Below are 24725 nucleotides of genomic sequence, written 5' to 3' on the forward strand. Positions count from 1 at the left end.
AAAAATTACCAAAAAATATGGAAAGCACTCCAAAAAATCTCAAAGCCCGTTGGGAAGAATTAAAACAAGCTCAACCTCATTTACGCATTCGCAATGCCGCTGACTCTTTGAAAGTAAGCGAAGCCGAACTGTTGGCCACTCGTTGTGGAAGCGATGAGGTTACCCGATTGTTACCTGCTTTTAAAGAAATATTACAAGAAGTTGAATCTTTGGGCAAAGTGATGGCCTTGACCCGCAACAATGATGTAGTACACGAACGTAAAGGGGTATATTTGAATGCATCGTTAGATAACCCTCACGTAGGTTTGTTTGTAGGCGAAGACATAGATTTACGTATCTTTTTCAAGTCGTGGGATTCAGCTTTTGCCGTAACCGATACAGTCAGGGGTAAAGACCGACATAGTCTTCAGTTTTTTGCCAAAGATGGTGAAGCCATCCACAAAATATACCTTACTGCCAAGAGTAACCTGGATAAATACCAGGCATTGGTAAGCAAATACCGCCATGAGGATCAAGCTGACCTACAGACTGTACATGCCTGGGACGAAACTGTAGAAGAGCATCCAGACGAAAATATTGATGTAGCTGCTTTTCAAGAAGGATGGGTTAATTTAGAAGATACCCACGATTTTTTTGGGTTGATAAGAAAACATAAATTGACCAGAACTCAAGCATTGAGATTAGCTCCTGCCGGAAATTATGCCATAAAAGTAAACCCACAAGCTTTTCGTAAAGTAGTCACCCTTGCCGCTGAGCGTAATACGCCTATCATGGTATTTGTGGGTAACAAAGGAATGATTCAAATTCATACTGGTCCGGTAAAAAAACTCTTGGATCACCAAGACTGGTTCAACATAATGGATCCTGATTTTAACTTACACGTGAAAGAACCTCACTTAAAAGATGTGTGGGTAGTACGCAAGCCTACTAAAGATGGGGTAGTCACTGCTTTGGAATGTTTTGATGCTCAAGGGAACCAAATTGTACAGTTGTTTGGCAAACGAAAGCCAGGAATTCCTGAACTCGCTGCCTGGCAAGAGATTATAGCCGAAGTAGAGAAAGAGACTACCTTACAGGAAAGTGTCAATGTATAAAGATGGTAATACCGGATGACCACTTGTCATCCGGTATTTATTCTTTAAAATCTGCTCCCTACTTCAAGATCATACTTTTGTACAGAGGGACGTTGCATAAAAAATAAGCCCAACACAGCTACAATAGGTATAAGTAGCCATTGTACACCAGTAATCAGGTAGACGATTAAACAAAAAATATTGCCCCCTTCCATGAGCCCTGCTTTAACAATGGTAGCTGTCTGATACATCATGAGTTTTTCTTCTTCCGGAACCTCAGATGCTTGTGCTCTTTGTATTTGCTTTTTATATAAAACCTGGCTCATCATTACCATAGGCAACAAAGCCCCCACCGCTACATATTCAAACAAACCTTGTGAACCTTCATCAACCCCAACATCTTGAAATACGAGCAGAATGACACATAAAAAAATGATTTGGCCAAAGATGAGTGCAAACCAGATGATGTTTAATTTTTTGATAAAATCTTCTTTCATAATTCAAGGTGTTTTGGTTTTGGGTAAGACTAATTGGGTTTAAGTATGTACCAAGACAAAATTAAATATACCTAATATGCAAGTATAACTATCATATTATGAGAGAGTTATATTTACTTGTAGCTTATAGCTATGCTGTAAACGGAATAAAAAACCGAGAATATAACCTCTATTTTATGTCGCTTTGCGCAACCATTAGAAAAACCAGTTTTTTGGTTAATTCTGCCGTTCAAAGTATAATTGCTTACTACTTATCAATACTCCGCAGTGATTTTCGTCAAAGTCGGTTGCTGGTTATCAGTTATTGATGAATTTAAAAACTATTTAATTGGGTGTTTAGGCGTAAAACCGAAACACTTTTAAAAATAAAGTGAGTAAGCAATATCAATATAAAGCACTGGTTTACAGTACTTAACAAGGCAAATGTTTACTCGAATCAGCTATGGACTATCGACTAAATACTTCTAACTACGCTTTTTGTAAATAGCTGAAAATCAGTATAATACAAAAGCGTGGTTACTTGTGGAACAGGGTGTAGCACCGATATTCATCGGTATCTAAGGACTTGCGACTTGTCGCTTGAAGCACCGATATGCATCGGCATCTAAGGACTTGCCCCTGTCGGGGCTATGGACTTATACAAAACTAAATAATGCAAAATATAAAAACATAGCACCATCTACATATTTTTTGTAGTAAATTCGGGGAGTTTGTGCGTTTACTTGCCTCAAAAACACCCCACAACTGAACATCAGCACACCTGCCATTATTACAAATATAACTTGTTGAAAATGTCCTATTGCTGTAGCCATATAAACCATAATGAGCAAGTAACCTATTTGACGAGTCCGCTTGATACCCAACCATACGGGAATAGTAAGAATACGATGGTTTTGATCATTTTTTACATCACCTATATCAAAAGGCAGCGTAATAATAAAAATGAATAAAAACCTTTCGGTAAATAGATATAACACCTGAGGAGCTTGCCAGTCTGTGTGTAATGTAATGACAGGAAGAATCACCGTAACTGCTGCCCAGCCATAAGCAATCAAAAATATTTTGAGTAAAGGTATACGCCGCAACGAAAGCCACGACAACCACCCTAAACCTTTAGGGATAGAATAAAAAACTGCAATAAACCCCAAGTGTACTATGAATAAAAGCAACTGCCAGGAAAGCCAAAAGCTACAGGTAATTATTCCGATGGTGGCCGCCAACTGGAGCGTGATAGTAAACCAGTGATTAAAATAGAAAGGAACGCGGTCTATGTTGTAAGTGAATATGGTAGCACAAAAAATAAATAAAAGTAGTGCCCAGTTGATTTGAGTTGAAGATGTGTCAAGCAAAAGGTAGGTAGTAAAGGTAAGCGCTATAGCCCCCAATGCTATGTATAAGTTGTGGTAAATGAGCCATTCAAGCCCCCGATTAGGTATTTTTAAGTATTGATAGAATGTGTCTTTTACTGCCTTCATTGTTCACTTGTATCCGCGTATATCATTAGTACGACAGGTTGGCTATAAAAACAAAAAAACCTGCAAGAATTTGACTCTTGCAGGCGAGATTAATTTATAGTGTATATTATTTATTCATCATTCAGTAACATCTGCGCTCGTTTTTGTCGCATCTTGGCACAATTCAACTCTATGTCTACTTTATCGGGGCGTTCAAACGAACCACGGGTGTAAGGCAAATCCTTGTTGGCGTATACTTTTTTCATATACTCACCCCACATTGGCAAAGCAAGCACTGCACCTTGTCCATATACAATGCTCCTAAAACGAATACTACGGTTATCGCCACCAACCCAAGCACCCGATACAAGATCTTTGGTTACACCAATAAACCAGGCATCCGAGTTATTTTGAGTAGTTCCTGTTTTCCCCCCAATTTCATTTTTAGTAGCTACACCATAACTCCATAGTCGGGTAGATGTACCACCAGGCTCCAAAGCAGCCTTAAGCATGTGCAACATAATATAAGCAGTCTCTTCGTCCAACACCTTGGTTACCTTGGGTATAAACTCTTTTACAACATTTCCGTTACGGTCTTCTATGCGCGATATAAATATAGGTACCGTATGTTTCCCTTTGTTGGCAAAAGTACTGTAAGCTCCCAACATCTCAAATAGCGATACCTCACTTGATCCTAAACACAACGAAGGTACAGAGCGTAATGGAGACGATATACCCAACTCTCTGGCGTGTTCTACTATCGTTCTTACCCCAATGGCTTTGGTAAGCCCAGCTGTAACTGAGTTGATTGATTGCCCTAGTGCCCGGCGCAAAGTCATGGGCACACCCGTATACGATAAAGTAGCATTACGTGCTACCCAAGGGCCTCCTCCGGCATTAAACACTACTGGCTGATCAACAAATTGGTGACATGGAGTATACCCCAGGTCAATGGCAGAGGCATACACAATGGGTTTAAATGTAGACCCAGGTTGTCTGCGTCCTTGTTTTACGTGATCATACTGGAAATATTTGTAATTAATACCTCCTACCCAGGTTTTTACGTGACCACTTTGTGGTTCCATAGACATGAAACCAGTATGCAAAAAGTGTTTGTAATAGCGTAAAGAATCCATAGGACTCAATAAGGTGTCTTTTTCACCAGCCCACGAAAAGACCCTTGTTTTTACAGGAGTATTCATTGCTTTCTTGATGCTGGCAGTATCTTTTCCATATTTTTTTCTAAAAATACGGTATTGAGTAGTAGTTTTTGCCAAATCTTCAATAAAATTGGGTAACTCCACATTGTAAGCATCTACCCACGGATTCCTGTTTTCCCAGTGTTTGTAGAAGATTTTTTGTTGTGCTTTCATTTGTTTTTCTACCACCTTCTCGGCGTAGGCTTGCATACGAGAATCTATGGTAGTATAAATGCGTAAGCCATCTGTATACAAGTCACGCCCTGACTCTTTGGCCCATTTTTTCAGAAACTTTTTGGCTTCTTCTCTAAAATAAGGAGCAATTCCACCTACATGGTCATCTACTCCAAATTTAAGCTTAATAGACTGAGATTTGAAATAACTTGCTTGTGACGAAGTAATAAATTTATATTTCTCCATTTGCTCAAGCACCGTGTTTCGGCGGGCTTTCGATCGCTCAGGGTTAGATACGGGACTATAACGGGTAGGAGCTTTTAACAAGCCTACCAACACTGCCGATTCAGGCACATTTAATTGGCTAGGGTGTTTGTCAAAAAAGGTACGGGCAGCAGTTTGAATACCAAAAGCATTACTACCAAACTCTACGGTGTTGAGGTACATCGTAATAATTTCTTTTTTTGTATAATTCCGCTCAATTTTAATGGCAGTGACCCACTCTTTGGTTTTTGATACAATAGTGCCCACCAATGGGTAGTCGTGAAGTTTACCTTTACTGGCTGCTCCACGGGTACGGTAAAGGTTTTTTGCAAGTTGTTGGGTAATGGTACTTGCCCCCCCATCTTTACCCAGCCTTACAATGGCACGGGTCAAACCTTTGAGGTCAATGCCAGAATGACTCTCATAACGAATATCTTCAGTAGCTATGAGGGCATTGATCATGTAGGGAGAAATTTCTTCATATTCTACCGGGCTTCGGTTTTCCCGGTAATATTTACCCATCAGTTTGCCATCTGCAGAATAAATTTCAGAGGCAAGTTCTGTTTTGGGATTTTCTAAGCTTTCCAGACTTGGTATAGGACCAAAAAATCCCATAAAGTCGTTCTCTAGTGCGGTAAAATAAAGAACGGCTCCGGTAATAGTTGCCAAAAAACCGATCCAAATAAGCATAATCAGCCGCCAATATCCTTTTCTGTAAAATGGTCTGTCTTTTTTACCCATTGTTGAGACTGTTTTTAATTTAGTGTTTCAAAATTAGTGATTTTTGATATAGTTAATTAATCATAGTGAAGTTTATACAAAAAAAAATCAAAAGTAACCTTTTTTAGCCTACAAGCTTCAGGCAAAAAGCGATAAGTCAAGTATTAAAATTACAAACTTGAAACTTACCGCTTAGGTTACTTTGAAACAGGAAGTGGCTACATTGCTTTAGACTTTTTAAGCAAGTTGTTGGCAAACTTTTTAAGGTTGCTACCCGGATAGTCTTTAATAAACTTTAACAAGGCTTTTTCCCTTACTTCTTTATTTTGTGTGCGACTAATAATGAGCACCTTCAGAAACGAAAACTTATCCTGAATAAGGTTTTGTGGATACTTTTTAAGTGTAGCATCCATGATTTGCTGTGACTTTTCATACTGGAGATTTTTATAAGCCTCATAAGCTTTTTTATAAGCCTCTTTTACTTCTTTTTCGTGTTTCTTGGCCTCTTTTAACCAATTAGGGTTGATAATCATATTTTTGTATACCGAGTTAGGGTATTTTTTCAGCACTTGCTGCTTATAATATTCCGCCCTGGAAGCATTTGGTAAGTTTTTGTTAATGAGATACAAAAAATAAAGTACCTCTGCCTCATACTTTGTCTTAGAAAACCTTTGGAGCAACTCTTCAAATGACCCAATAGCCTTTTTGTTTTCATTCAAATGGAGGTTATAAATTTTACCTAACTCATAAAAACCATCCTCCAGTTTTTTGTTAGAGGCCTTGATAGCTTCTGGAGTAAAAGGTATAATTTTATAGAGTTCTTCTTTAGCCTTTTTTACTCTGTCTGCTACAATTTTTCCTTTGTCAGGCTTTTTGTCTCCCCCTATAAACAAAGAATCAGGTGGCTCAGGATCTTTGTTGCTCCGGCGCCAGTTATCTTCAAGTACCCTTGTGCCCCATTTCTGTTGAAACTTTACCCTGCCTCGTGCCACTAATTGAGGATTATAAAAGTACCATACATTACTTTGCAGTTCTTTCAAAGTGCTGGTATTATTGCTTCGTTTGGCTTTGTCTTTGGCAGCTTGTATAAGACGCTGTTCCTCGTCGTATTCTTTTTCAATTTTAGCTTTCAGGTTTTTATCCAGGTAAGCCGACAATTGCAAGGTATCCATTTTAGCCATTCTTTGCAGACTATCTTCCAGTCTTACACTATTCAGGTATTTTACAAAGTCGCCCAAGATACGCGCCCTTCGCTTAATCATCTTATAGTTTTCTACATTTTTGGGCAGTGATACCATCGAGCTATCATAATACTTTTTGGCAAGTTCATATTTTTCTAGTGGGGCATAGTGCACTTCACCTAGTTTAAGGTAAGAGTAGGCTTTTTGTACCTTATTACCTGCACTGGCATCAATAGACTTTTTGAGCATAGTAACTGCCCGATTGGTGCTGTCTTGCCGTAGCTCAAAAAGCGCCAATTCATAATAAATTTTATCATGGTACTCTTTGTTCTTTACATCACGTAGTAGCCTTCTGAAATAACGTCGGGCTTTACGTATGTCTTTATCCGTTTTTATGTTAGATACCTGGGTCATTTTGAGTCGGGCATAAAAAGCCAACTCATAAGGAGGGTTGTTTCTAAGCACAGAACGGTAGTGAGTATACGCCTTATCGTACTGCTCAAACCTTTGGTATATTTGCCCTATGATAAAATGAATGCGTCCTTTACGTTCCCCGCGACGCATCATATCTACTGCTTTTACCAAATACCTTCCAGTTCTTTTATAGTTAAGTTTTGTTCGGTAATAGTGCGCCCGCATAATCAAAAAATCACGCAGGTTTTGTTTACTCATTGCCTGTTTTTTCAAATAATTAATTACCGTCAATGCATTTCTGTCCTGATCAGTGCGTAGAAAAGTTCTAATAAGAAATATAAGTGATTTATGTCGGAGGTCATCGTCTTCACTTTGGGTATTCACAAACTTAAACCCTACGATTGCCTGGTCAAAGTTACGTGCGTAAAACCTGGCTTTAGCAATCACATGGTAGGCATCATCCATCCAGTTGCTTTCATCGTGTTTGTGATATATAATAGAAGCTTTCTCTAAACTATACTTAATATCCTGATCGTGTGCCTTCATAGTATTGGTATCTATAAAAGGCTGCACATCCAATATCTTATTGTAATCTTCGATACGTTTCAGAAACAGTTTTCTTTCTATCTCTTGCATTCGCTCATTGGCAAGAAAATAAGCATTATAATGAGCTGTAATATTATGGTAAGGCTTACAGGCTTGTAAAATGGCCACTATTGCGATTGCAAGCAGAGGTATGACTTTAAAATACTTCAAAATTTTCCAGTTTATTTTTTTGTGGCTAATTTTAAATGAAAGGACATTAAAATAAACCTGTCTCACAAAAAAGAGTTTTATACTATATGGTAAAAACCTACGCCACTATACTGCTTTTGCTTTCAAAAAATGGAGATTAAAAAGCCAAATTAAAATAGTATATTGGCAAGTTACAATACCTAAATAAAACACTATTGTGTTTGGTTGATTTTAATTAATACAGGTTTTGTATATGAAACATTGATTTTCAAGTGTTTAACTAAGTGTTTTTTGGCAGATAAATTGCCTGTATTTGCAGTAGAATGTACTATAAATACCAAAAACAGTATCAAAATTACATAAAAAACCCATATTTCAGCATATTTTTAGGCAAATTAACGATCAATATCAATAAAAATACGTTAATTTGCACCGATTTTGTGGGTTTGTCCAGATGTGTAACAAAAATATACCACATTGAAAGTAAAAAAAACATTGTCTAATTGGCTTACTACCCGATATAAGTTAATTATAAGAAACGAAGAAAGTTTAGAGGAGAAAAAACAAATCCCTTATACCTACTCCATTGTTATATTTATTGCTACGCTATTTTCCGGATTGGTCTTTACTTTGGGCTTTTTCATCTCTCAAAAATTTTTCAGTGAAAGTACCTTAACTACTGATAATGGAGCTGAGTTTGTGCGAAGTGTAAAAACTTTGAATCAAAAAATCGATTCAATATCAAGCCAGGTACAAGGACGGGAATTTTTTATCAAAAACTTTAGAAATGTGGTAGGAGGGAAGGTAAAGTATTTTAATAATGAAGACAGTGCCAAATCAAAAATACCTGTCATTCGCAAAGTTTCTGACTCAATCAATCCAGATTATATAGATCCTAACGATAAGTTATTGCGTGAAGAATTTGAGGGAGGTTCAGGAAACCCACTCATGGGTGGGCAAGGAATCAAAAGCCTGAAATCACTCTATTTGTTTGCTCCCTTAAAAGGAGTAATCTCTAAAAAATATAATCCTCGTCAACAAAATTACGGGGTGGACATTGTGTCTACGCACGGCAGTACTGTGTCTTCTATTGCAGATGGCACAATTATTATGACTTCTTGGACAAGTGATAAAGGGTATGTTGTAGCAATACAACACCAATCTAATCTCATTTCGGTGTATACGCATTGTGCTACTTTGTTTCAGAACAAAAGAGTAGGAAGTTTTTTGAAAGCAGGAGAAGCAGTAGCTCTTTTAGGTAAAAATTCAAAAAATAAGCCGTATTTGCATTTTGAATTATGGTACAAAGGTACGCCAGTTAACCCCGAAGCATTTGTTTCATTTTAAATTAAATCCCAAAATAACATGTTCATGGCTGTATTTGGAAATAACACTAGCAAAGAAACCAAAAAAGATATCACAGAACTTAGCAATGCAGAAACCCGCATTGGTAAAGGAGCTGTTTTAGATGGTAATATCGAGACTTACGGACCAGTACGCTTAGACGGTAAGATTGTCGGTAATATTAAAAGTAAATCAAGAGTTGTACTTGGAGAAACATCAGGGTTGCAGGGAAGTATTTTAGCCCAAAATGCTGAAATCTCAGGTGAAGTAAAAGGCTTGGTTGAGATCGCAGACTTATTGACCCTTAAATCTACAGCAGTGATTAATGGTGATATTGTTTGTAACAAATTGATTGTGGAAGCAGGGGCTGTATTTAACGGAAGCTGTAAGATGGGCAACATGGTAAAAGAAATAAAAATAAACGATAGTACTAAGAAAACTTCTCATGACCAAAAACAAAAACAAGTCGTCTAACGATTACGTTCGTTATTCAGCACTTGCTTTTGAAATGTTTGCCTTAATTTTGGCGGCAGTTTTAGGAGGTAGGTGGTTAGATGAATACTGGGGGTTAGAAAACCCCATCATGACACTCATCTTATCACTTACTTCTGTAATTGTCGCTATTTTTCTTTTAATTCGAACCCTTACATCTCGTTAAAGATGCAGCAACATTTACGACAGATTGGCATCCCTTCATTAATTATTGCAATTTTTATTATTGCTGATACATTTATTAAACAAATTAATTTATTTCATTTTACCAAGTGGGGCTTATGGGGATTTTTTATTGCTATAGCCTTGATAACCTCGCTTGTAACAAGCTACGGGCTAAAAAAAGATGAAAAAGCATTCCATGTATACTACTTTTTATCAATGGGTATAAGGTTATTTTTAAGTGTTATATTTGTATTTGTTTGTATTATTCTCAGAATGGAAGGCATTTACTCGTTTGTAATAACCTTCTTTGTTTTTTATTTCTTGTACTTTGTTTTTGAAATTTATTTCCTGTTGGGTAATTTGCGCGCAAAATCTGAATGATCGGATTAAATATATACGAAAAACGAGACTATCATAGATAATAAAATGCTTAAAAAAACGCTATTATTGGTTGGACTTCTTTGTCTTTTTCAATTTGCACAAGCCAAAGGAGGAGGAGATGACAAGTTTGAAGCAAAAGACTTCAGTGAACTCATCACTCACCACATTGCCGATTCGCATGGTTGGGAGTTTTTCAAAGGCTTTACCATCCCATTGCCTGTAATCTTATACACCGACAAAGGTCTTGATATTTTCATGTCTTCTGCCATTCCTCACGGAGATGGAAAACATGAGGACATCAAAAAAGAAGGGCATAAAGAGGGAGCTAAAGCTCACGACGGAGCCATAACCTTTGAGCACGGAGGCAACAAATATGTATATGCTCATGGACATTTCGCCCTGGCAAACGGAGGACACGTAATGGATTTTTCTATTACCAAAAACGTAGCTTCTTTGTTTGTAAGTGTAGCCTTATTGTTTTTCGTGTTTTTTAGTGTTTCTAAAGGATATAAAAAACGAGCAGGTAAGGCTCCGAGAGGCATACAATCATTTTTTGAGCCTATCATCATTTTTGTGAGAGATGATATAGCCAAAGAAAACATTGGACCTAAGTATGAAAGGTTTACTCCTTATCTTCTTACCGTATTTTTCTTTATCTGGTTTAACAACATGTTGGGGTTATTGCCTGGTGCAGCCAACCTTACCGGAAACATTGCCGTAACTTTGGTGCTTTCTGTAATTACTTTTGTAATCACAACTCTAAGTGCTAACAAAAACTACTGGGCACACATATTTACCCCTCCTGTACCCAAACTACTTTACATTATCCTGGTTCCTATTGAAATTATAGGAATGTTCACCAAGCCATTCTCTCTAATGATCCGATTGTTTGCTAACATTACAGCAGGTCACATTATTATGTTGAGTTTGTTTGGTTTGATCTTTATTTTCCAAAGTCTTGCTGTAGGGGTAGTAAGTACTGCTTTTGCCACCTTTATGAACTTTCTGGAGTTATTGGTAGCATTTATTCAAGCGTATGTGTTTACCTTGCTTTCTGCTTCTTATTTCTCAACGGCAGTAGAGGAGCATCACCATGATGAAGCACACGCACACGCTCACTAAAAATATTACGTGACACAACAAATTGGTAAATCAGTTTGTGGTGAAACTGTTAAACGCATTAATTATGCAAGAGTGGTTAGCACTCCTGTTAATTAATATTTTCTTTTTATTCATTATTACATAAGTTCAATATTATGTTAGCTCAATTATTATCTATTATTTCATCTATCTTCATGATGGATATGGGATCTGGTATGGCAATTATGGGTGCTGGTATCGGAGCCGGACTTGTAGCGTTAGGCGCAGGTGTTGGTATCGGACGTATTGGTGGTGGTGCTGTTGAAGGTATCGCTCGCAACCCAAGTGCTTCTGGAGACATTCAACGTAACATGATTATTGCAGCTGCCTTGATTGAAGGTGTTGCTCTTTTTGGTGTTGTAATCTGTTTGTTGATTTCTTTCAAAGGATAATTTACAAAATAAGCCTACTTGTTGACGCTAGGTCAACGAGTGGGTTTTATTTAATTCTACACAATTGAGCTTTTATAAAAAGTGCATTTAATTAAGCTATTTTGCTATTTACATAAGTCTATTACTAAAACTTTTATATAAAAATGAATTTAGTTACGCCCGACATTGGTCTGATATTCTGGCAAGGGATTACCTTCCTGGTAGTACTTTTCATTTTAAGCCGATATGCCTGGAAGCCTATTATGAAGGCTTTGAGAGATCGTGAAGATTCTATCCAAAATGCATTGGATGAAGCCGCGACTGCCCGCAAAGAGGTAGACGAGCTTAAAAAGTCTCAAGCCAATATGGAAGAGGCCGCCCGCATAGAAAAAGACAGGATACTTAAGGAAGCAAAACTAATTGCTGACAAAAACCTGGAAGAAGCAACTACCAAAGCATCTAAGATCATTGGTGATGCTGAAGAAGCAGCAAAGCAGGCTATTGATAAAGAAAGACAAGCTGCCATAGCTGATATCAAAAATCAAATCAGTACACTTTCGGTACAAGTAGCTGAAACGTTACTAAAACGTGAATTGTCAGATAGTAATAAACAAGAAAACTTGATGCAAGAATTGATTAACGACTTAAAGGTTAACTAATTCACGCATTCTATTTCTTTGATTTTCTATTCAATTTTTTAGGCGAAACTATCAAAATTATTAATAATGGTGTCTGATAACAGAATTGCACAACGATATGCCAAGGCTGTCATGGATTTGGCCATCGAGAGAGGTACGTTGGATCAAGTGGACAAAGACATGGAGCTTTTCCAGACAGTGAACGAAGAAAACCGACAGTTTTTTGCCGTCATGCACAATCCTATTATTCGTGCACACAAAAAGCTGGCAGTATTGAAGGCTATCTTTGAAGGTAAGGTATCAGATGTAATGATACTTCTTTTTGAGATTCTTGCCCGTCGTAGCCGCGAAGAAGTATTGTATTCTATTAGTGTTGCATTTCGCGAGCAGTTCAATATTTATAAAAATATTCAAGAAGTATACGTCACTAGCACGCTTACACTTCCTGATCCTTTGAAAGAAGAGTTGAGGGCGGCATTGTCGCAAAAAACTGGTAAGACAATTAAGATTGAAGAGGAAATCGATGAAAGCTTAATTGGAGGCATGACCATTCGCATTGGCGATACTCAATTAGATAACTCTATCAAAAGTCAACTACAAAAAATAAAACAAGATTTTCGTTCTTAACAGGCGATTTTAAATATACTAATTATGGCTCAAATTAGACCCGATGAAGTTTCTGCTATTCTAAGAGAACAGCTTTCTAACTTTCAAACCGAGGCCGAACTAGAAGAAGTAGGTACCGTATTGCAGATTGGTGACGGTGTTGCCCGCGTGTATGGACTATCTAAAGTTCAGGCGGGAGAATTAGTAGTGTTTGCTAACGGACTACGTGGATTGGTATTGAACCTTGAAGAAGATAACGTTGGGGTTGTATTGTTTGGTGATTCTTCTGATATTAAAGAAGGCGACACCGTAAAACGTACCAAAGAGATTGCATCTATTAAAGTAGGTGAAGGCATTGTTGGTCGTGTAGTAGACACACTTGCCAATCCTATTGATGATAGAGAGCGACCTATAGAAGGCGAGCTTTATGATATGCCCTTGGAACGAAAAGCCCCTGGTGTTATTTATCGTCAGCCTGTAGATGAACCTCTACAAACTGGTATCAAAGCGATTGACTCGATGATTCCTATTGGTCGTGGTCAACGTGAATTGATCATTGGTGACCGCCAAACTGGTAAAACAGCCGTAGCGATTGACACCATTATCAACCAAAAAGAATTTTATGACAGGGGAGAACCTGTTTACTGTATTTATGTTGCCATTGGGCAAAAAGCAAGTACTGTAGCACAAGTAGTAAAAGCATTGACCGATGCTGGTGCAATGAGCTATACTACTGTGGTTTCTGCTTCTGCTTCTGACCCTGCTCCTATGCAGTTCTTTGCTCCATTTACTGGTGCTGCTATTGGTGAGTACTTCCGCGACACTGGTCGCCCTGCGTTGGTAATCTATGATGACTTGTCTAAACAAGCAGTAGCATACCGTGAAGTGTCTTTGCTACTACGTCGTCCTCCAGGGCGTGAAGCTTATCCTGGTGACGTATTTTACTTGCACAGTCGTTTGCTAGAGCGTGCCGCTAAAATAAGTGAGTCTGATGACATTGCACAACAAATGAACGATGTGCCTCCATCTTTGAAAGGTAAGGTAAAAGGCGGTGGTTCTTTGACTGCATTGCCTATCATTGAAACGCAGGCAGGTGACGTTTCTGCTTATATTCCTACCAATGTGATTTCTATTACTGATGGTCAGATATTCCTTGAAACTAACTTGTTTAACTCTGGTATTCGCCCTGCCATTAACGTAGGTATCTCAGTATCTCGTGTGGGTGGTGCAGCTCAGATCAAAACAATGAAAAAAGTAGCGGGTACTTTGAAACTAGACCAAGCACAATTCCGTGAACTGGAAGCGTTTGCTAAGTTTGGTTCTGACCTGGATGCAGCAACTCAGTTGACCATTGAAAAAGGACGTAAAAACCTGGAAGTATTGAAACAAGGTCAATATTCGCCAGTGAGAGTAGAAGAGCAAGTAGCCATTATTTATGCTTCTACCAATGGTTTGTTGAACGATGTGCCTACTGATAAGGTAAAAGAGTTTGAAAAAGAATATCTTCAGTCATTGCAGTTGAACCATAAAGAAATGATGGTAACTTTGGGTAACAAGAAAACCAAGCCTAAGGGAGATGATTGGAAAAAAATTACCGATACCCTTGAGGAAACTGCCAAAATGATTGCTAAAAGATATAAATAATTGATTAACAACCGCTTACTGCAGTTTGCAGCAAGCGGCTTGTTTATTCTATGAACCTCTGAAAAGACAATGGCAAACTTAAAAGAAATCAGAACCAGAATAAGTACGGTAAAGTCTACCCAGCAGATTACCAAGGCAATGAAGATGGTAGCTGCGGCAAAACTTCGCCGTGCGCAGGACGCGATTGAGGGAATGAGACCTTATGCTTCTATGCTTAAGGGAATCATCGATAATCTGTCCAGGAATATGAGCAGCGAAGACCTTACAAGTGAGTTCATGGAAGATCGCTCACCAGAGAAAGTATTGATCATTGCCATTACTTCTGATCGTGGTCTTTGTGGAGCTTTTAACGGTAATATTATCAAAGCTGCTGTAGCTTTGGCTGAAGATAAATACGCTGACCAGTTGGCTAAAGGTAACTTGAGTTTTTTAACTATTGGTAAAAAAGCAAGCGAAGGTTTGGCCCGTCGTGAGTACAAAACCATTTTTCCTCAAAAGAGAAATGCTCAAGGTGAACTGGAAAGAGTAGAAGTATTTCAAAACCTAAGCTTTGCCAATATCAAAGATACCGCAGAGGTGGTTTTGGATCAGTTTAAATCTGGCGAAATAGACAGAGTAGAGATTATATACAACGAATTTATCAATGTGATTACCCAAGCGGTGCGTTGTAAGCAGTTTTTACCTATTTCGGCTGACAGTATAGAGGATTCTTCTGAGATCAAGGAAAAAAACAGTAGTTCTGTAGATTACTTGTTCGAACCTTCGGAAGAAGAAATTATGGAAGAGTTGATTCCTAAAAGCCTTAAGATTCAGTTGTATAGTAGTATTTTGGACTCAAACGCTGCTGAACACGGTGCCCGTATGGCAGCAATGGATCAGGCAACAGAAAATGCTGAGGAATTAGTAAAAGAATTGAAACTGACATATAACAAGTCTCGTCAAGCGGCCATTACCAAAGAAATCCTAGAGATTGTAGGTGGTGCCGAAGCGTTGAACGCATAATACGAGCATTGTTTACTAAATATTTATACCTGGCAAGTTGCTACAACCTGCCAGGTATTTTTTTGTTTTTTTAATTCGTCGCATCGGCATCTAAGGACTTGCAACTTGTTGCTTAAAGCTTGTCTCTGCTATTTCACCAACTCCTGATAATTTGCCTGAAAATCGCGGAAGTATTGCAGTAGTTTTTGCAAATTAGTTTCCAGATCAGTCCTATCCTTTGCCTTAAGTTGGTCTTCCATTCTTTCCGATAATTCGGCTACTTGTACTATGCCTAAAGTACCTGCCGAACCCTTGATGGTGTGCAAATGTTTGCGTACCTGTTCGTAGTCGCTTTGCTGAAAAGCCTCCATTGCATCAGTGAGTAACTGATCGGTTTCATTTTCAAAATCTTGCAGCGACTCTATGACCAAATCGTTGCCACCATATTTTTTGAGTTGTCCCAGTACCGACATATCCAAAATCATGGGTTGTGCATCTGCGTCTACTTCTGTATCAGCAGGTTTTAGCGTAATCGTTTCACTTTCTTGTAGTTGAGTAGCCGAATGTTGAGGTACATGACTTTTACCCAAAATATACTCTTGCACTTTTTGGATCAATGTCTGGGCTTTGACAGGTTTAGACACGTAGTCGTCCAGGCCTTCTTCCATAAAACGTTCTCGATCTTCTTTCATTGAGTAGGCAGTCATGGCAACAATAGGAGGAAGCTGTTCAATCCCCAAACCTTTAATTGCGCGGGTAGTTTCTACCCCATCCATACCAGGCATTTGAATATCCATAAAAATGAGGTCATAGCTGTGTGCCTGTACCTTATCTAATGCCTGATAACCACTTTCGGCAAGCGAAATAACACACCCGGCATTGTTTAGAATCTCACTGGCTACCTTACGGTTCACGATGTTGTCATCAACAATAAGAATTCGTGGGCGGTAATCGCCAAAATGATCTTTAGACGAAAAATCCCAATCATCCATTAAATACCCCTCAGGTTTTTCATCGGTAGGTTGTGCCTCAAATGTAAACCAAAAAGTACTGCCGTGCCCAATCTCCGAAATTACCCCAATATCTCCATTCATCAGGCGACAAAGTTCCTTAGAAATGGCAAGCCCCAACCCAGTGCCAGAGTAAGACTTAGACGAAGAGTTGTCGAGTTGAGTAAATGTACTAAACAATCGGTTTTGATCTTCGGGCGATATACCCAAGCCGCTATCAGTTACCTCCACCAATAAGTGTACAGACAGTTCGCCCTTAGAGGCAAGCGTAAACTTGATGGCTACTTGTCCGTCTTCGGTAAATTTAATGGCGTTCGACATCAGGTTAGATATAATCTGAATTAAACGGGTTTCGTCAGCCTCCAAAAAATAAGGGATTTTAGGGTCTACCTGATAGCTCAAAAAATTGTTTTTGGCTTTGGCTTGTTGCAAAAATAAGGTGTAAACCTTTTCTACCATAAAGCGGATGTCCATTGGCTTAGGGTGTAGCGCCATTTTACCCGCTTCTAGTTTCGACAAGTCCAAAATATCGTTGAGAATATTGAGCAAGGTTTCTGACGACTTTTTGATCGTGTACATATATTCCTGCTGCTTGTTTTCCAGTGGAGTATCCATCATGAGGTCAATCATTCCTATAATTCCGTTCATAGGCGTGCGTATCTCGTGGCTCATATTGGCAAGAAAACGTTCTTTTACTTTGAGCGATTTCTCAGCAATTTCTTTAGCCCTGATCACCTCTTGCTCTACCAATTTCTTTTGGGTAATGTCGTGCGATATTGCCGAAACTTCTTCTATCCGCCCATCTTCTAACCTGATAGGGTTCAGGTACACTTCGCGCCACCAGGTTTCACCATCTTGAGTTTCCGATTCTATCTCAAAATACTGAGTTTCCCCCTTGAACGCATTCTCATACATTTGTTGCCATACCTTATAGTTATTGGTTTTACGTAGCTTGGCACTCAATTGAATTAACCCCCGGTTGAGCGTAGGCGATACTCCATACTGGCGTTGCAGGGTTTCGGCGTAGTTATGGTTAAACGAAGTAAGCTTCCAATTACGGTTAATAGACCACATCACGTGTGAACTGCTCTCAAAAATAGCCTGAAGTTGAGCCGTTTTGCTACTCAACTTGGCTTCATTACGCTTTCGCTGAATTGCCAGTGCAATTTGTCCTGACACAAAGTCGAGCAATTCAAGGTCTTTAATGGTATAAATGTTACGATCGCGGTAAGATTTGACCGAAATTAACCCTATTACCTCATTTTCAAACTTGAGCGGCACCCCAATCCATATTTTAGGAGCAGGACCCGACAAAATCAAGCCTTCAGCCTCAGCCAATGCCTGTATTTCTTCTTCATAAAGAAACAAAGCTTTTTTAGACTCCACCACATACTCAGCCAGCCCTTTATCGGTTTTGTTTTGGCGTATTTCTAACCCTCCGCTGGCGAAAGCCTCATCTACATAATAGTGATAACTCATTTGGCGATGGTCAGAGTCATACAGTTTGATATAAAAGTTTTTGGCTTGAATCACATTGCCCAGTTCCCGGTGAATGCTTTGGTAAAACTGGTTCATATTTTTACTGCGCACTGTCAGGTTAGCAATACTGTAGTACAGCGTTTGGGCTTTTTCGGCGCGTATCTTATCTGTGGTATCGTGTAATATACCTCGCATGGCGGTAGGCTTGCCCTCTTCGAAACGACAAGTAACGCTGCCTTCTAAATATAAATTACCCCCTTCTTTGTGCGACAAAATGGTGATAAAATTATATACTGTTTCGCCCTGTATAATGCTTTTGACTGTGCTAAGGGTAGATTTTTTGGTGTCTTGATGGAGTAAATCAAGAATATTCATCTTTTTAAGCTCCTTATTGGTATACCCGGTTTTTTTCTTGAAAGTCTTGTTAACAAACAAAAACTTACCCCGCATAGAGCAAATAAAAATTAAGTCGTTAGAATTGTCAAACAAGTCCTGCAACGCCTCATTACTTTGTTTGAGGGCTTTCATTACTTTGCGGTTTTCAGTAATGTCTTTACCCACCTTAGTCAAACCACCCAGTTCTCCTTTTTCATTGTTCAGTATTACCGAGTTAAACTGAATATAGCGTACATCACCAGTTTTGGTAAGAATGGTACGTTCTGAGGTTTCCCAAAAACCCCCGTTTTGCAGGGTCTTGTCAAATTCATTCCATCGTTCGGGGCGCTCGCTTTCCTGCACAAACAGGTCAAAGTAATTTTTGCCTACAATTTCCTCTTTAGCATACCCCGTTACTTTTTGCCAGTAGTTATTGCACATCGTCACTGTACCATCAGTGGTTACACTAATCCCCATCAGGTTTACCCCTTCCAAAGCTTCCTGAAACCGAGTCTTAGTCTCCTTGATCAGTTGGATACGTTTGGCTTCTTCTTCTGCCATTTTTTGTTCTGTAATATCTACCGCTGACGCGATGTATCCCCTGAAGTGGTTGCGTGCGTCGAGGTAAGGCACCCCCTTTTCTACAATCCAGCGGTATTGTCCGGTGTGGCGGAGCAAACGATATACTACCTCGTATTTTTTTTGTTTTTCAAACGACTTCAACAAATGATTTTTTACCCCCTCATAGTCAGTAGGGTGCACATTTTTGAGCCAACCTTCGTTGATTTCTTCTTCTACGGTTTTGCCTGTAAACTCAAGCCATTGTTTGCTGAAAAAATAAAACTGGTGTTGGGGGTTCGACATACGCAACAACACTGGGGCGTGGTTGGCGATGGTGCGAAACTGAGACTCACTTTCACTGATAATTTTTTGAGAGATTTGTGATTGATACAAAGCTTTGCCAAAAGCCACTACTACCTCTTGTTGAGATACATACATCATTTTTTTGAGCACCAATTCACGCAAAATCAATTGGTTGTGTCGGTTCAAAACCTGTAAGTCTACTTTACCCGTACCTTGTTCCCAAGCGTCTTGAATGCCCTGCTGAATCGCCTCAAAATCGTATTGGTAACGATCGCAAAATGCCTTGACACTCTTATTTACAATATCTTCGCGTTGGCATTGGTGGGTATGCAGGGTAGTTTCGTTTACGTCAATAATCATCCCGTCGTCATCACAAATAAAAATGCTGTCAATGGTTGAGTTAAACATTTCCTTGTAAAAACTATGATCGGGCGATGGAGTTCCATTGCGTTTAAGTTGGTTGAGCTCCTGACGAAGTTGTGCAATTTCCTGCATCAAACCTTCGGTGACTGGTTTATTATCTTGATTCATCAGAGTTTGGGGTATAGATAGAGACACACAAACAGAACTCGTCTTGTAGAGGCAAAAGCATTACAATGCTGTGTACCCGATAAAATCCAAGATAAGTTCACAGAAAAAATACGGCGAATTGATTGCCTTCTATTCTTTAATCTTTGATATTACAGTAGCCCATAGTGTTGGTAGGTGTAAGTTTGAAGCCTACCCTTGTCAGGGACTTTTAATTAACAAAATTATAAATACTTAAAATACTTTAAGTTATCAACTTGTTAGTTGCCTGTGGAGCAGGGACTAACTCGAAGCTTGTTGCTTAAAGCTTGAACCTGTTATTGCTATGGACTTTTGATATTACTCAAATATAGTTAAATCATTACAAAATAAGCTACAATTGACCAATCTCAACAAATACTTGCTGGTAGTGGTAGGACCTACGGCAGTGGGCAAAACAACCTTGTGTATTCGTTTAGCACAACATTTCGACACTGAGATAGTATCTGCCGACTCTCGACAATTTTACCGTGAAATGGCTATAGGAACCGCCAAGCCAACCCCCGAAGAACTAGCGCAAGCTCCTCATCACCTGATCGATTCTCAGTCTATTATGGATGATTATAATGTGGGAGATTATGAGAAAGATGCCTTGGTTTGCCTGGAGGATATTTTTGCCCGTAAGCAGGTAGCTATCCTTACAGGTGGGTCGGGCTTGTATATACAGGCAGCGTGCGATGGAATAGACGAAATGCCTGAAGTAGCTCCCGAAATTCGTGCCCAGTTGATGGAGAGACTCCAGCAAGGAGGGCTTGAGCCTTTGTTGCAGCAATTGGAACAGCTAGATCCGGTGTATTACCAACAAGTAGACCAAGCCAACCCCCATAGGGTGGTACGTGCTTTGGAGGTGTGTTTGAGCACAGGGCAACCTTATTCTTCGTTTCGTAAAAAAAACAAAGTACAGCGGCCTTTTAATATTTTAAAAATAGGGTTGGAGCGTGACCGGGAAGAGCTGTACGAGCGCATTAATTTGCGCATGGATTTGATGCTGGAGCAAGGGCTGTTAGAGGAGGTAAAAGCTTTGTACCCTTACAAAAACCACAATGCATTACAAACAGTGGGGTATAAAGAGGTATTTGACTATATGGATGGCAAGCACGATTGGGAGGAGGCGGTGCGTTTGCTTAAGCGCAACAGTCGTAGATATGCCAAGCGGCAAATGACGTGGTTTAGGCGAGACGAAGAAATCCATTGGTTTTCGCCCCAAAAAATTGATACAATCATAGATTGGGTAGATAGACGAATGAGCGACTGACAAACAAATAGGGTGCGAAGAATGTTAAACAGGTGATATCTTACTTGCAAATATGAGAATAATATGCGCATACTACTTTATACTGGAAAAGGTGGGGTAGGCAAAACAACTATAGCCGCCGCCACTGCCGTAAAAACTGCCGAAATGGGCTATAAAACCCTGGTAATCTCTACCGATCCGGCGCACAGCCTTTCCGATGCCCTGGATGTAAAACTACAGCCTGAGCCTACCCTTATTCGAGAAAACCTCTATGGGCAGGAGCTAGATGTATATTACTCTATGAAAAAATACTGGGGGCAAATGCGCGAGATGTTGTTGGCTATTTTTAAGCTACAAGGGGTAAACCGGGTAGTGGCAGAAGAAATGTCGGCATTGCCTGGTATGGAAGAAGCCTCTGCTTTTTTGTGGATAGACAAGTATTACGAAGAAAAGGCCTTCGATGTGGTAATTATTGACAGTGCGCCTACTGGCGAAACCCTTACTTTACTTACCATTCCGCAGGTAAGCCAGTGGTGGTTGAGCAAGGCGTTTCCTTTTCAGAAGTATGCTGTTAAGGCGGTAGGATCTATGGTACGTGGGTTTACAGGGATTCCACTAGACAAGGGCTATGAAGAACTGGATGAGCTTTTTAATAAGTTGCAAAAGGTTCAAAAGCTTATGAGTAACCCAGAAATATGCTCTATTCGTTTGGTGGTAAACCCCGAACGAATGGTCATCAAAGAAGCCAAGCGTGCTTATACTTATTTGCAAATGTATGGGTATCCGGTAGACTCAGTGGTGATTAATCGTATCTTTCCAGAAATGGAAGCCAATTCGGTTTTTCATAAATACATCCAGAGCCAAAAGAAGTATTTACAAACTATAGAAGAAAGCTTTGACCCGTTGCCTATTGCCCAGGTAAAACATTTGGGGGAAGAAGTTTTTGGAATTGATTTGCTCAAAACCATTGCTACATTGCTTTATCCAGACAGCGATCCTTCCAAGCCATTGTACAATGAGTCTCCTTTTCAAATCATTGAAAATGGCAGTCGTTACTTGTTAAAAATCCACTTACCTTTTGTAGAAGAAGACAGCGAAGATTTGAGCGTAACCAGCGTAGGACAAGAGCTTATCATACAATTAGGCAACCAACGACGCAATTTTTTCGTGCCTAATTTTCTAAGCTTTTATACGATGGAAAAACACACCATCAACGATGGTTGGCTGGTGGTTTTCTACAAAAAGAAAGTGGGATAATAAGTAGTTGAAAGCCCCATAGGGGCAAGCTTCAAGCGACAAGTCGCAAGTTACATCCTGTTCTACAGGTAACTACACTTTTATATCAAGTTGATTTTTAGCAACTTATAAAAACCGTAGTTGCAAATTATTAGTTTCAAGCAATAAGTAATAAAAACAATATCATCGCCTTGGTTTATGCTTTATTAGCCTTCGGTGCTAGGTATACATTACTATATCCTAATTCTGATAGCATTTGAGCGTATTAAAAAGATAAAAATGTAGCTTGCCAATACACTTATCTTCAATATTGAGAAGGAGGTTTTACCTGCTGTATAGCATTACTACAACTTTTGACTAGCTTACAAGAAATTCTTATCTTGAATTTTATAACACTGACAAAAACATAAATTGATATTATAGATGTCTATGAATCCTTTTTTAGAGAAATTTGATACACCTTTTGAAACGGTGCCTTTTGATAAAATCAAAACAGCGCATTTTAAACCTGCCATAGAAGCAGCCATGGCAGAAGGCAAAGCCGAAGTAAAAGCCATTACTGGCAACGCAGAGGCTCCCACTTTTGCTAATACTATAGAAGCCCTGGAGCGTGCCGGGGCTAAAGTGAATATTGTAGCAGGAGTGTTGTCGAACCTCAATAGCGCCGAAACCAGCCCAGAGATTCAGGAGTTGGCAAAAGATATTTTTCCAATGATTACTGAGTATGGCAACGACATCTTGTTGGATGAGACTCTGTTTGCCCGAATCAAAGCAGTATACGAACAAAAAGAAACCTTGAGCCTATCGGCAGAGCAAGCTACTTTGTTAGACAAAACTTACAAGAGCTTTGTGCGTAATGGAGCAAACTTAAACGATACAGATAAGCAAAAGCTAAGAGAAATAGATGTAGCGTTGTCGAAGCTTTCAGTACAGTTTGGGCAAAATGTGTTGGCAGATACCAATGCGTATACCATGCACCTGACCAATGAGGACGACCTTGAAGGTTTGCCAGACCAAGTGCGTGAGGCGGCTGCAATGACAGCGAAGCAAATGGAAAAAGAAGGATGGGTATTTACCTTACAATACCCAAGTTATGTGCCCTTTATGACCTATGCCAGCAAGCGTGAATTGCGTGAAAAACTTGCCAAGGCTTACGCCAAAAGAGGGTGCCAGGGCAATGACAATGATAACCAAAAAATAGTAAAAGACTTTGCGCTCCTACGCTATGAAAGAGCCAACTTATTGGGGTATGCTACCCACGCCGATTTTGTGCTGGAGCAACGCATGGCAAGTACTCCCAAGGCGGTAGAAAACTTCTTGAATGACTTGCTCAAGCATGCCAAACCCGCAGCTGACAAAGAAATGCAAGAGTTGGCGGCTTATGCCAAAAAACTGGATGGCATAGAGGAAATGCAGCGTTGGGATTATGCCTACTATTCTGAGAAACTCAAGAAAGAGAAGTTTAACATTGACGACGAAATGCTCAAACCTTATTTTGAGTTGGATAAGGTGATTGAGGGCATTTTTGCGGTAGCAAAAAAACTATATGGCTTAAACTTTAAAGCCAATGCCGACATTCCAGTGTATCATTCAGAGGTAAAGGCGTATGAGGTAGAAGATGAGGAGGGGCGCCATGTATCTGTATTTTATGCTGATTTTTTTCCAAGAGAAGGTAAACGCAATGGTGCCTGGATGACCAGCTTTAGAGGGCAAAAAGTAGTCAATGGGGTAGAACAACGCCCCCACGTGTCTATTGTGTGCAACTTTACCAAACCCACCGAAACCCGCCCATCTTTACTTACTTTCAACGAGGTACTGACCTTTTTCCATGAGTTTGGGCACGCTTTGCATGGGATGTTGGCAAGTGGTAATTATGAAAGTCTGAGTGGCACCCATGTGTATTGGGATTTTGTGGAGCTACCTTCGCAGATTATGGAAAACTGGGTGTTTGAAAAAGAAACCTTGGACATTTTTGCCCGTCATTACAAAACCGGGGAAAGTATTCCTGCTGACCTGATTCAACGCATCAAAGACAGTGCAAACTACATGCAAGGATACCAAACCGTTCGCCAGATTAGTTTTGGCAGGTTAGATATGGCGTGGCATGCTCAAGATCCCCGCAATGTGGGTGATATAGCAGCGTTTGAGCGTGAGGTAGGAGAGGAGACACGTTTGTTTCCCGAAAGCAAAGAAAACAATAGCATGAGCTGTGGTTTTAGTCATATTTTTGCCGGAGGCTATTCGGCGGGTTACTATAGTTACAAATGGGCAGAAGTATTAGACGCTGATGCTTATGAGTATTTTCAGGAAAACGGAATTTTTGACTCCAAAACTGCCCAGTCTTTCAAAGACAATATTTTAGCAAAAGGTGGCAGCGAGCATCCTATGGTGTTGTACAAACGTTTCAGAGGCAAAGAGCCTTCACCAGAAGCTTTGTTGCGTCGTGCTGGTTTGATCGAAAGTAAGTAACTAAAAGTAATGAAATTT

General features: G+C 39.6%; 18 protein-coding genes. 13 read left to right on the forward strand and 5 right to left on the reverse strand.

All coding sequences use genetic code 11. The annotated features are described in order from the left end of the window. The first annotated feature begins 17 nt into the window (after window positions 1-17). On the forward strand, window positions 18-1094 hold the full coding sequence (locus tag Q0954_RS01020; protein ID WP_299452501.1) for a ChuX/HutX family heme-like substrate-binding protein: 1077 nt from the start codon (window positions 18-20) through the stop codon (window positions 1092-1094). A gap of 44 nt (window positions 1095-1138) precedes the next feature. On the opposite strand, the gene Q0954_RS01025 is transcribed toward Q0954_RS01020, so the two are convergent. The 4 genes from Q0954_RS01025 to Q0954_RS01040 all read right to left on the reverse strand — a co-directional run bounded on the left by Q0954_RS01025 (window position 1139) and on the right by Q0954_RS01040 (window position 7732). Beyond that, entirely contained in the window at window positions 1139-1570 is a 432-nt protein-coding gene (locus Q0954_RS01025) for a hypothetical protein (protein ID WP_299452504.1), read from the reverse strand. A 635-nt stretch (window positions 1571-2205) separates the two neighbouring features. Beyond that, complete coding sequence (locus tag Q0954_RS01030; protein WP_299452507.1) at window positions 2206-3045, reverse strand: UbiA family prenyltransferase; 840 nt, start codon at window positions 3043-3045, stop codon at window positions 2206-2208. Window positions 3046-3155: 110 nt separating this feature from the next. Next, window positions 3156-5402, reverse strand: coding sequence for a transglycosylase domain-containing protein (locus Q0954_RS01035; protein ID WP_299452509.1), 2247 nt, complete (start codon window positions 5400-5402; stop codon window positions 3156-3158). A 197-nt stretch (window positions 5403-5599) separates the two neighbouring features. Further along, window positions 5600-7732, reverse strand: a complete 2133-nt coding sequence (locus Q0954_RS01040) for a hypothetical protein (RefSeq protein WP_299452511.1) — start codon at window positions 7730-7732, stop codon at window positions 5600-5602. Between the two features lie 456 nt (window positions 7733-8188). Between Q0954_RS01040 and Q0954_RS01045 the strand changes: the two genes are divergently transcribed. The 9 genes from Q0954_RS01045 to atpG all read left to right on the forward strand — a co-directional run bounded on the left by Q0954_RS01045 (window position 8189) and on the right by atpG (window position 15494). Next, window positions 8189-9058, forward strand: coding sequence for a murein hydrolase activator EnvC (locus Q0954_RS01045; protein WP_299452513.1), 870 nt, complete (start codon window positions 8189-8191; stop codon window positions 9056-9058). Window positions 9059-9082: 24 nt separating this feature from the next. Further along, on the forward strand, window positions 9083-9529 hold the full coding sequence (locus Q0954_RS01050; protein ID WP_299452515.1) for a polymer-forming cytoskeletal protein: 447 nt from the start codon (window positions 9083-9085) through the stop codon (window positions 9527-9529). Beyond that, window positions 9501-9713, forward strand: coding sequence for an AtpZ/AtpI family protein (locus Q0954_RS35035; RefSeq protein WP_366916702.1), 213 nt, complete (start codon window positions 9501-9503; stop codon window positions 9711-9713). The genes Q0954_RS01050 and Q0954_RS35035 overlap by 29 nt, the downstream gene beginning before the upstream one ends. Before the next feature lie 425 nt (window positions 9714-10138). After that, complete coding sequence (gene atpB, locus Q0954_RS01055) at window positions 10139-11215, forward strand: F0F1 ATP synthase subunit A (protein ID WP_299452517.1); 1077 nt, start codon at window positions 10139-10141, stop codon at window positions 11213-11215. 134 nt (window positions 11216-11349) lie between these two features. Continuing rightward, window positions 11350-11625, forward strand: a complete 276-nt coding sequence (atpE, locus tag Q0954_RS01060) for an ATP synthase F0 subunit C (protein ID WP_045113507.1) — start codon at window positions 11350-11352, stop codon at window positions 11623-11625. 143 nt (window positions 11626-11768) lie between these two features. Continuing rightward, complete coding sequence (gene atpF / locus Q0954_RS01065; protein ID WP_299452520.1) at window positions 11769-12263, forward strand: F0F1 ATP synthase subunit B; 495 nt, start codon at window positions 11769-11771, stop codon at window positions 12261-12263. Window positions 12264-12329: 66 nt separating this feature from the next. Further along, window positions 12330-12869, forward strand: coding sequence for an ATP synthase F1 subunit delta (gene atpH / locus Q0954_RS01070; protein WP_299452522.1), 540 nt, complete (start codon window positions 12330-12332; stop codon window positions 12867-12869). Window positions 12870-12893: 24 nt separating this feature from the next. Then, entirely contained in the window at window positions 12894-14492 is a 1599-nt protein-coding gene (atpA, locus tag Q0954_RS01075) for a F0F1 ATP synthase subunit alpha (RefSeq protein WP_299452524.1), read from the forward strand. A gap of 69 nt (window positions 14493-14561) precedes the next feature. After that, window positions 14562-15494 (forward strand): ATP synthase F1 subunit gamma, encoded by a 933-nt coding sequence (atpG, locus tag Q0954_RS01080; RefSeq protein ID WP_299452525.1) that lies wholly within the window; start codon window positions 14562-14564, stop codon window positions 15492-15494. Between the two features lie 128 nt (window positions 15495-15622). On the opposite strand, the gene Q0954_RS01085 is transcribed toward atpG, so the two are convergent. Continuing rightward, window positions 15623-19732, reverse strand: coding sequence for a PAS domain S-box protein (locus Q0954_RS01085; protein WP_299452526.1), 4110 nt, complete (start codon window positions 19730-19732; stop codon window positions 15623-15625). A gap of 376 nt (window positions 19733-20108) precedes the next feature. On the opposite strand from Q0954_RS01085, the gene miaA reads away from it, so the two are divergent. The 3 genes from miaA to Q0954_RS01100 all read left to right on the forward strand — a co-directional run bounded on the left by miaA (window position 20109) and on the right by Q0954_RS01100 (window position 24707). Next, window positions 20109-21023, forward strand: a complete 915-nt coding sequence (gene miaA, locus Q0954_RS01090) for a tRNA (adenosine(37)-N6)-dimethylallyltransferase MiaA (RefSeq protein WP_299452527.1) — start codon at window positions 20109-20111, stop codon at window positions 21021-21023. 63 nt (window positions 21024-21086) lie between these two features. Further along, window positions 21087-22259, forward strand: coding sequence for an ArsA family ATPase (locus Q0954_RS01095; RefSeq protein ID WP_299452528.1), 1173 nt, complete (start codon window positions 21087-21089; stop codon window positions 22257-22259). Window positions 22260-22667: 408 nt separating this feature from the next. After that, the gene (locus Q0954_RS01100; RefSeq protein WP_299452718.1) at window positions 22668-24707 is read left to right on the forward strand and encodes a M3 family metallopeptidase; all 2040 of its coding nucleotides are present in this window, start codon (window positions 22668-22670) and stop codon (window positions 24705-24707) included. Window positions 24708-24725: the final 18 nt, after the last annotated feature.

This window comes from uncultured Microscilla sp. (genome assembly GCF_947493425.1).
GTDB lineage: Bacteria > Bacteroidota > Bacteroidia > Cytophagales > Microscillaceae > Microscilla.

Excerpts from the sequence above, each read along its gene's own strand:
- Q0954_RS01095 (WP_299452528.1), top strand. The coding sequence starts at position 21,087 with ATGCGCATACTACTTTATACTGGAAAAGGTGGGGTAGGCAAAACAACT.
- atpA (WP_299452524.1), top strand. The coding sequence starts at position 12,894 with ATGGCTCAAATTAGACCCGATGAAGTTTCTGCTATTCTAAGAGAACAG.
- atpE (WP_045113507.1), top strand. The coding sequence starts at position 11,350 with ATGTTAGCTCAATTATTATCTATTATTTCATCTATCTTCATGATGGAT.
- atpG (WP_299452525.1), top strand. The coding sequence starts at position 14,562 with ATGGCAAACTTAAAAGAAATCAGAACCAGAATAAGTACGGTAAAGTCT.
- atpB (WP_299452517.1), top strand. The coding sequence starts at position 10,139 with ATGCTTAAAAAAACGCTATTATTGGTTGGACTTCTTTGTCTTTTTCAA.
- Q0954_RS01030 (WP_299452507.1), bottom strand. The coding sequence starts at position 3,045 with ATGAAGGCAGTAAAAGACACATTCTATCAATACTTAAAAATACCTAAT.
- Q0954_RS01050 (WP_299452515.1), top strand. The coding sequence starts at position 9,083 with ATGGCTGTATTTGGAAATAACACTAGCAAAGAAACCAAAAAAGATATC.
- atpF (WP_299452520.1), top strand. The coding sequence starts at position 11,769 with ATGAATTTAGTTACGCCCGACATTGGTCTGATATTCTGGCAAGGGATT.
- atpH (WP_299452522.1), top strand. The coding sequence starts at position 12,330 with ATGGTGTCTGATAACAGAATTGCACAACGATATGCCAAGGCTGTCATG.
- Q0954_RS01025 (WP_299452504.1), bottom strand. The coding sequence starts at position 1,570 with ATGAAAGAAGATTTTATCAAAAAATTAAACATCATCTGGTTTGCACTC.
- Q0954_RS01020 (WP_299452501.1), top strand. The coding sequence starts at position 18 with ATGGAAAGCACTCCAAAAAATCTCAAAGCCCGTTGGGAAGAATTAAAA.
- Q0954_RS01085 (WP_299452526.1), bottom strand. The coding sequence starts at position 19,732 with ATGAATCAAGATAATAAACCAGTCACCGAAGGTTTGATGCAGGAAATT.
- Q0954_RS35035 (WP_366916702.1), top strand. The coding sequence starts at position 9,501 with ATGACCAAAAACAAAAACAAGTCGTCTAACGATTACGTTCGTTATTCA.
- Q0954_RS01100 (WP_299452718.1), top strand. The coding sequence starts at position 22,668 with ATGAATCCTTTTTTAGAGAAATTTGATACACCTTTTGAAACGGTGCCT.
- Q0954_RS01035 (WP_299452509.1), bottom strand. The coding sequence starts at position 5,402 with ATGGGTAAAAAAGACAGACCATTTTACAGAAAAGGATATTGGCGGCTG.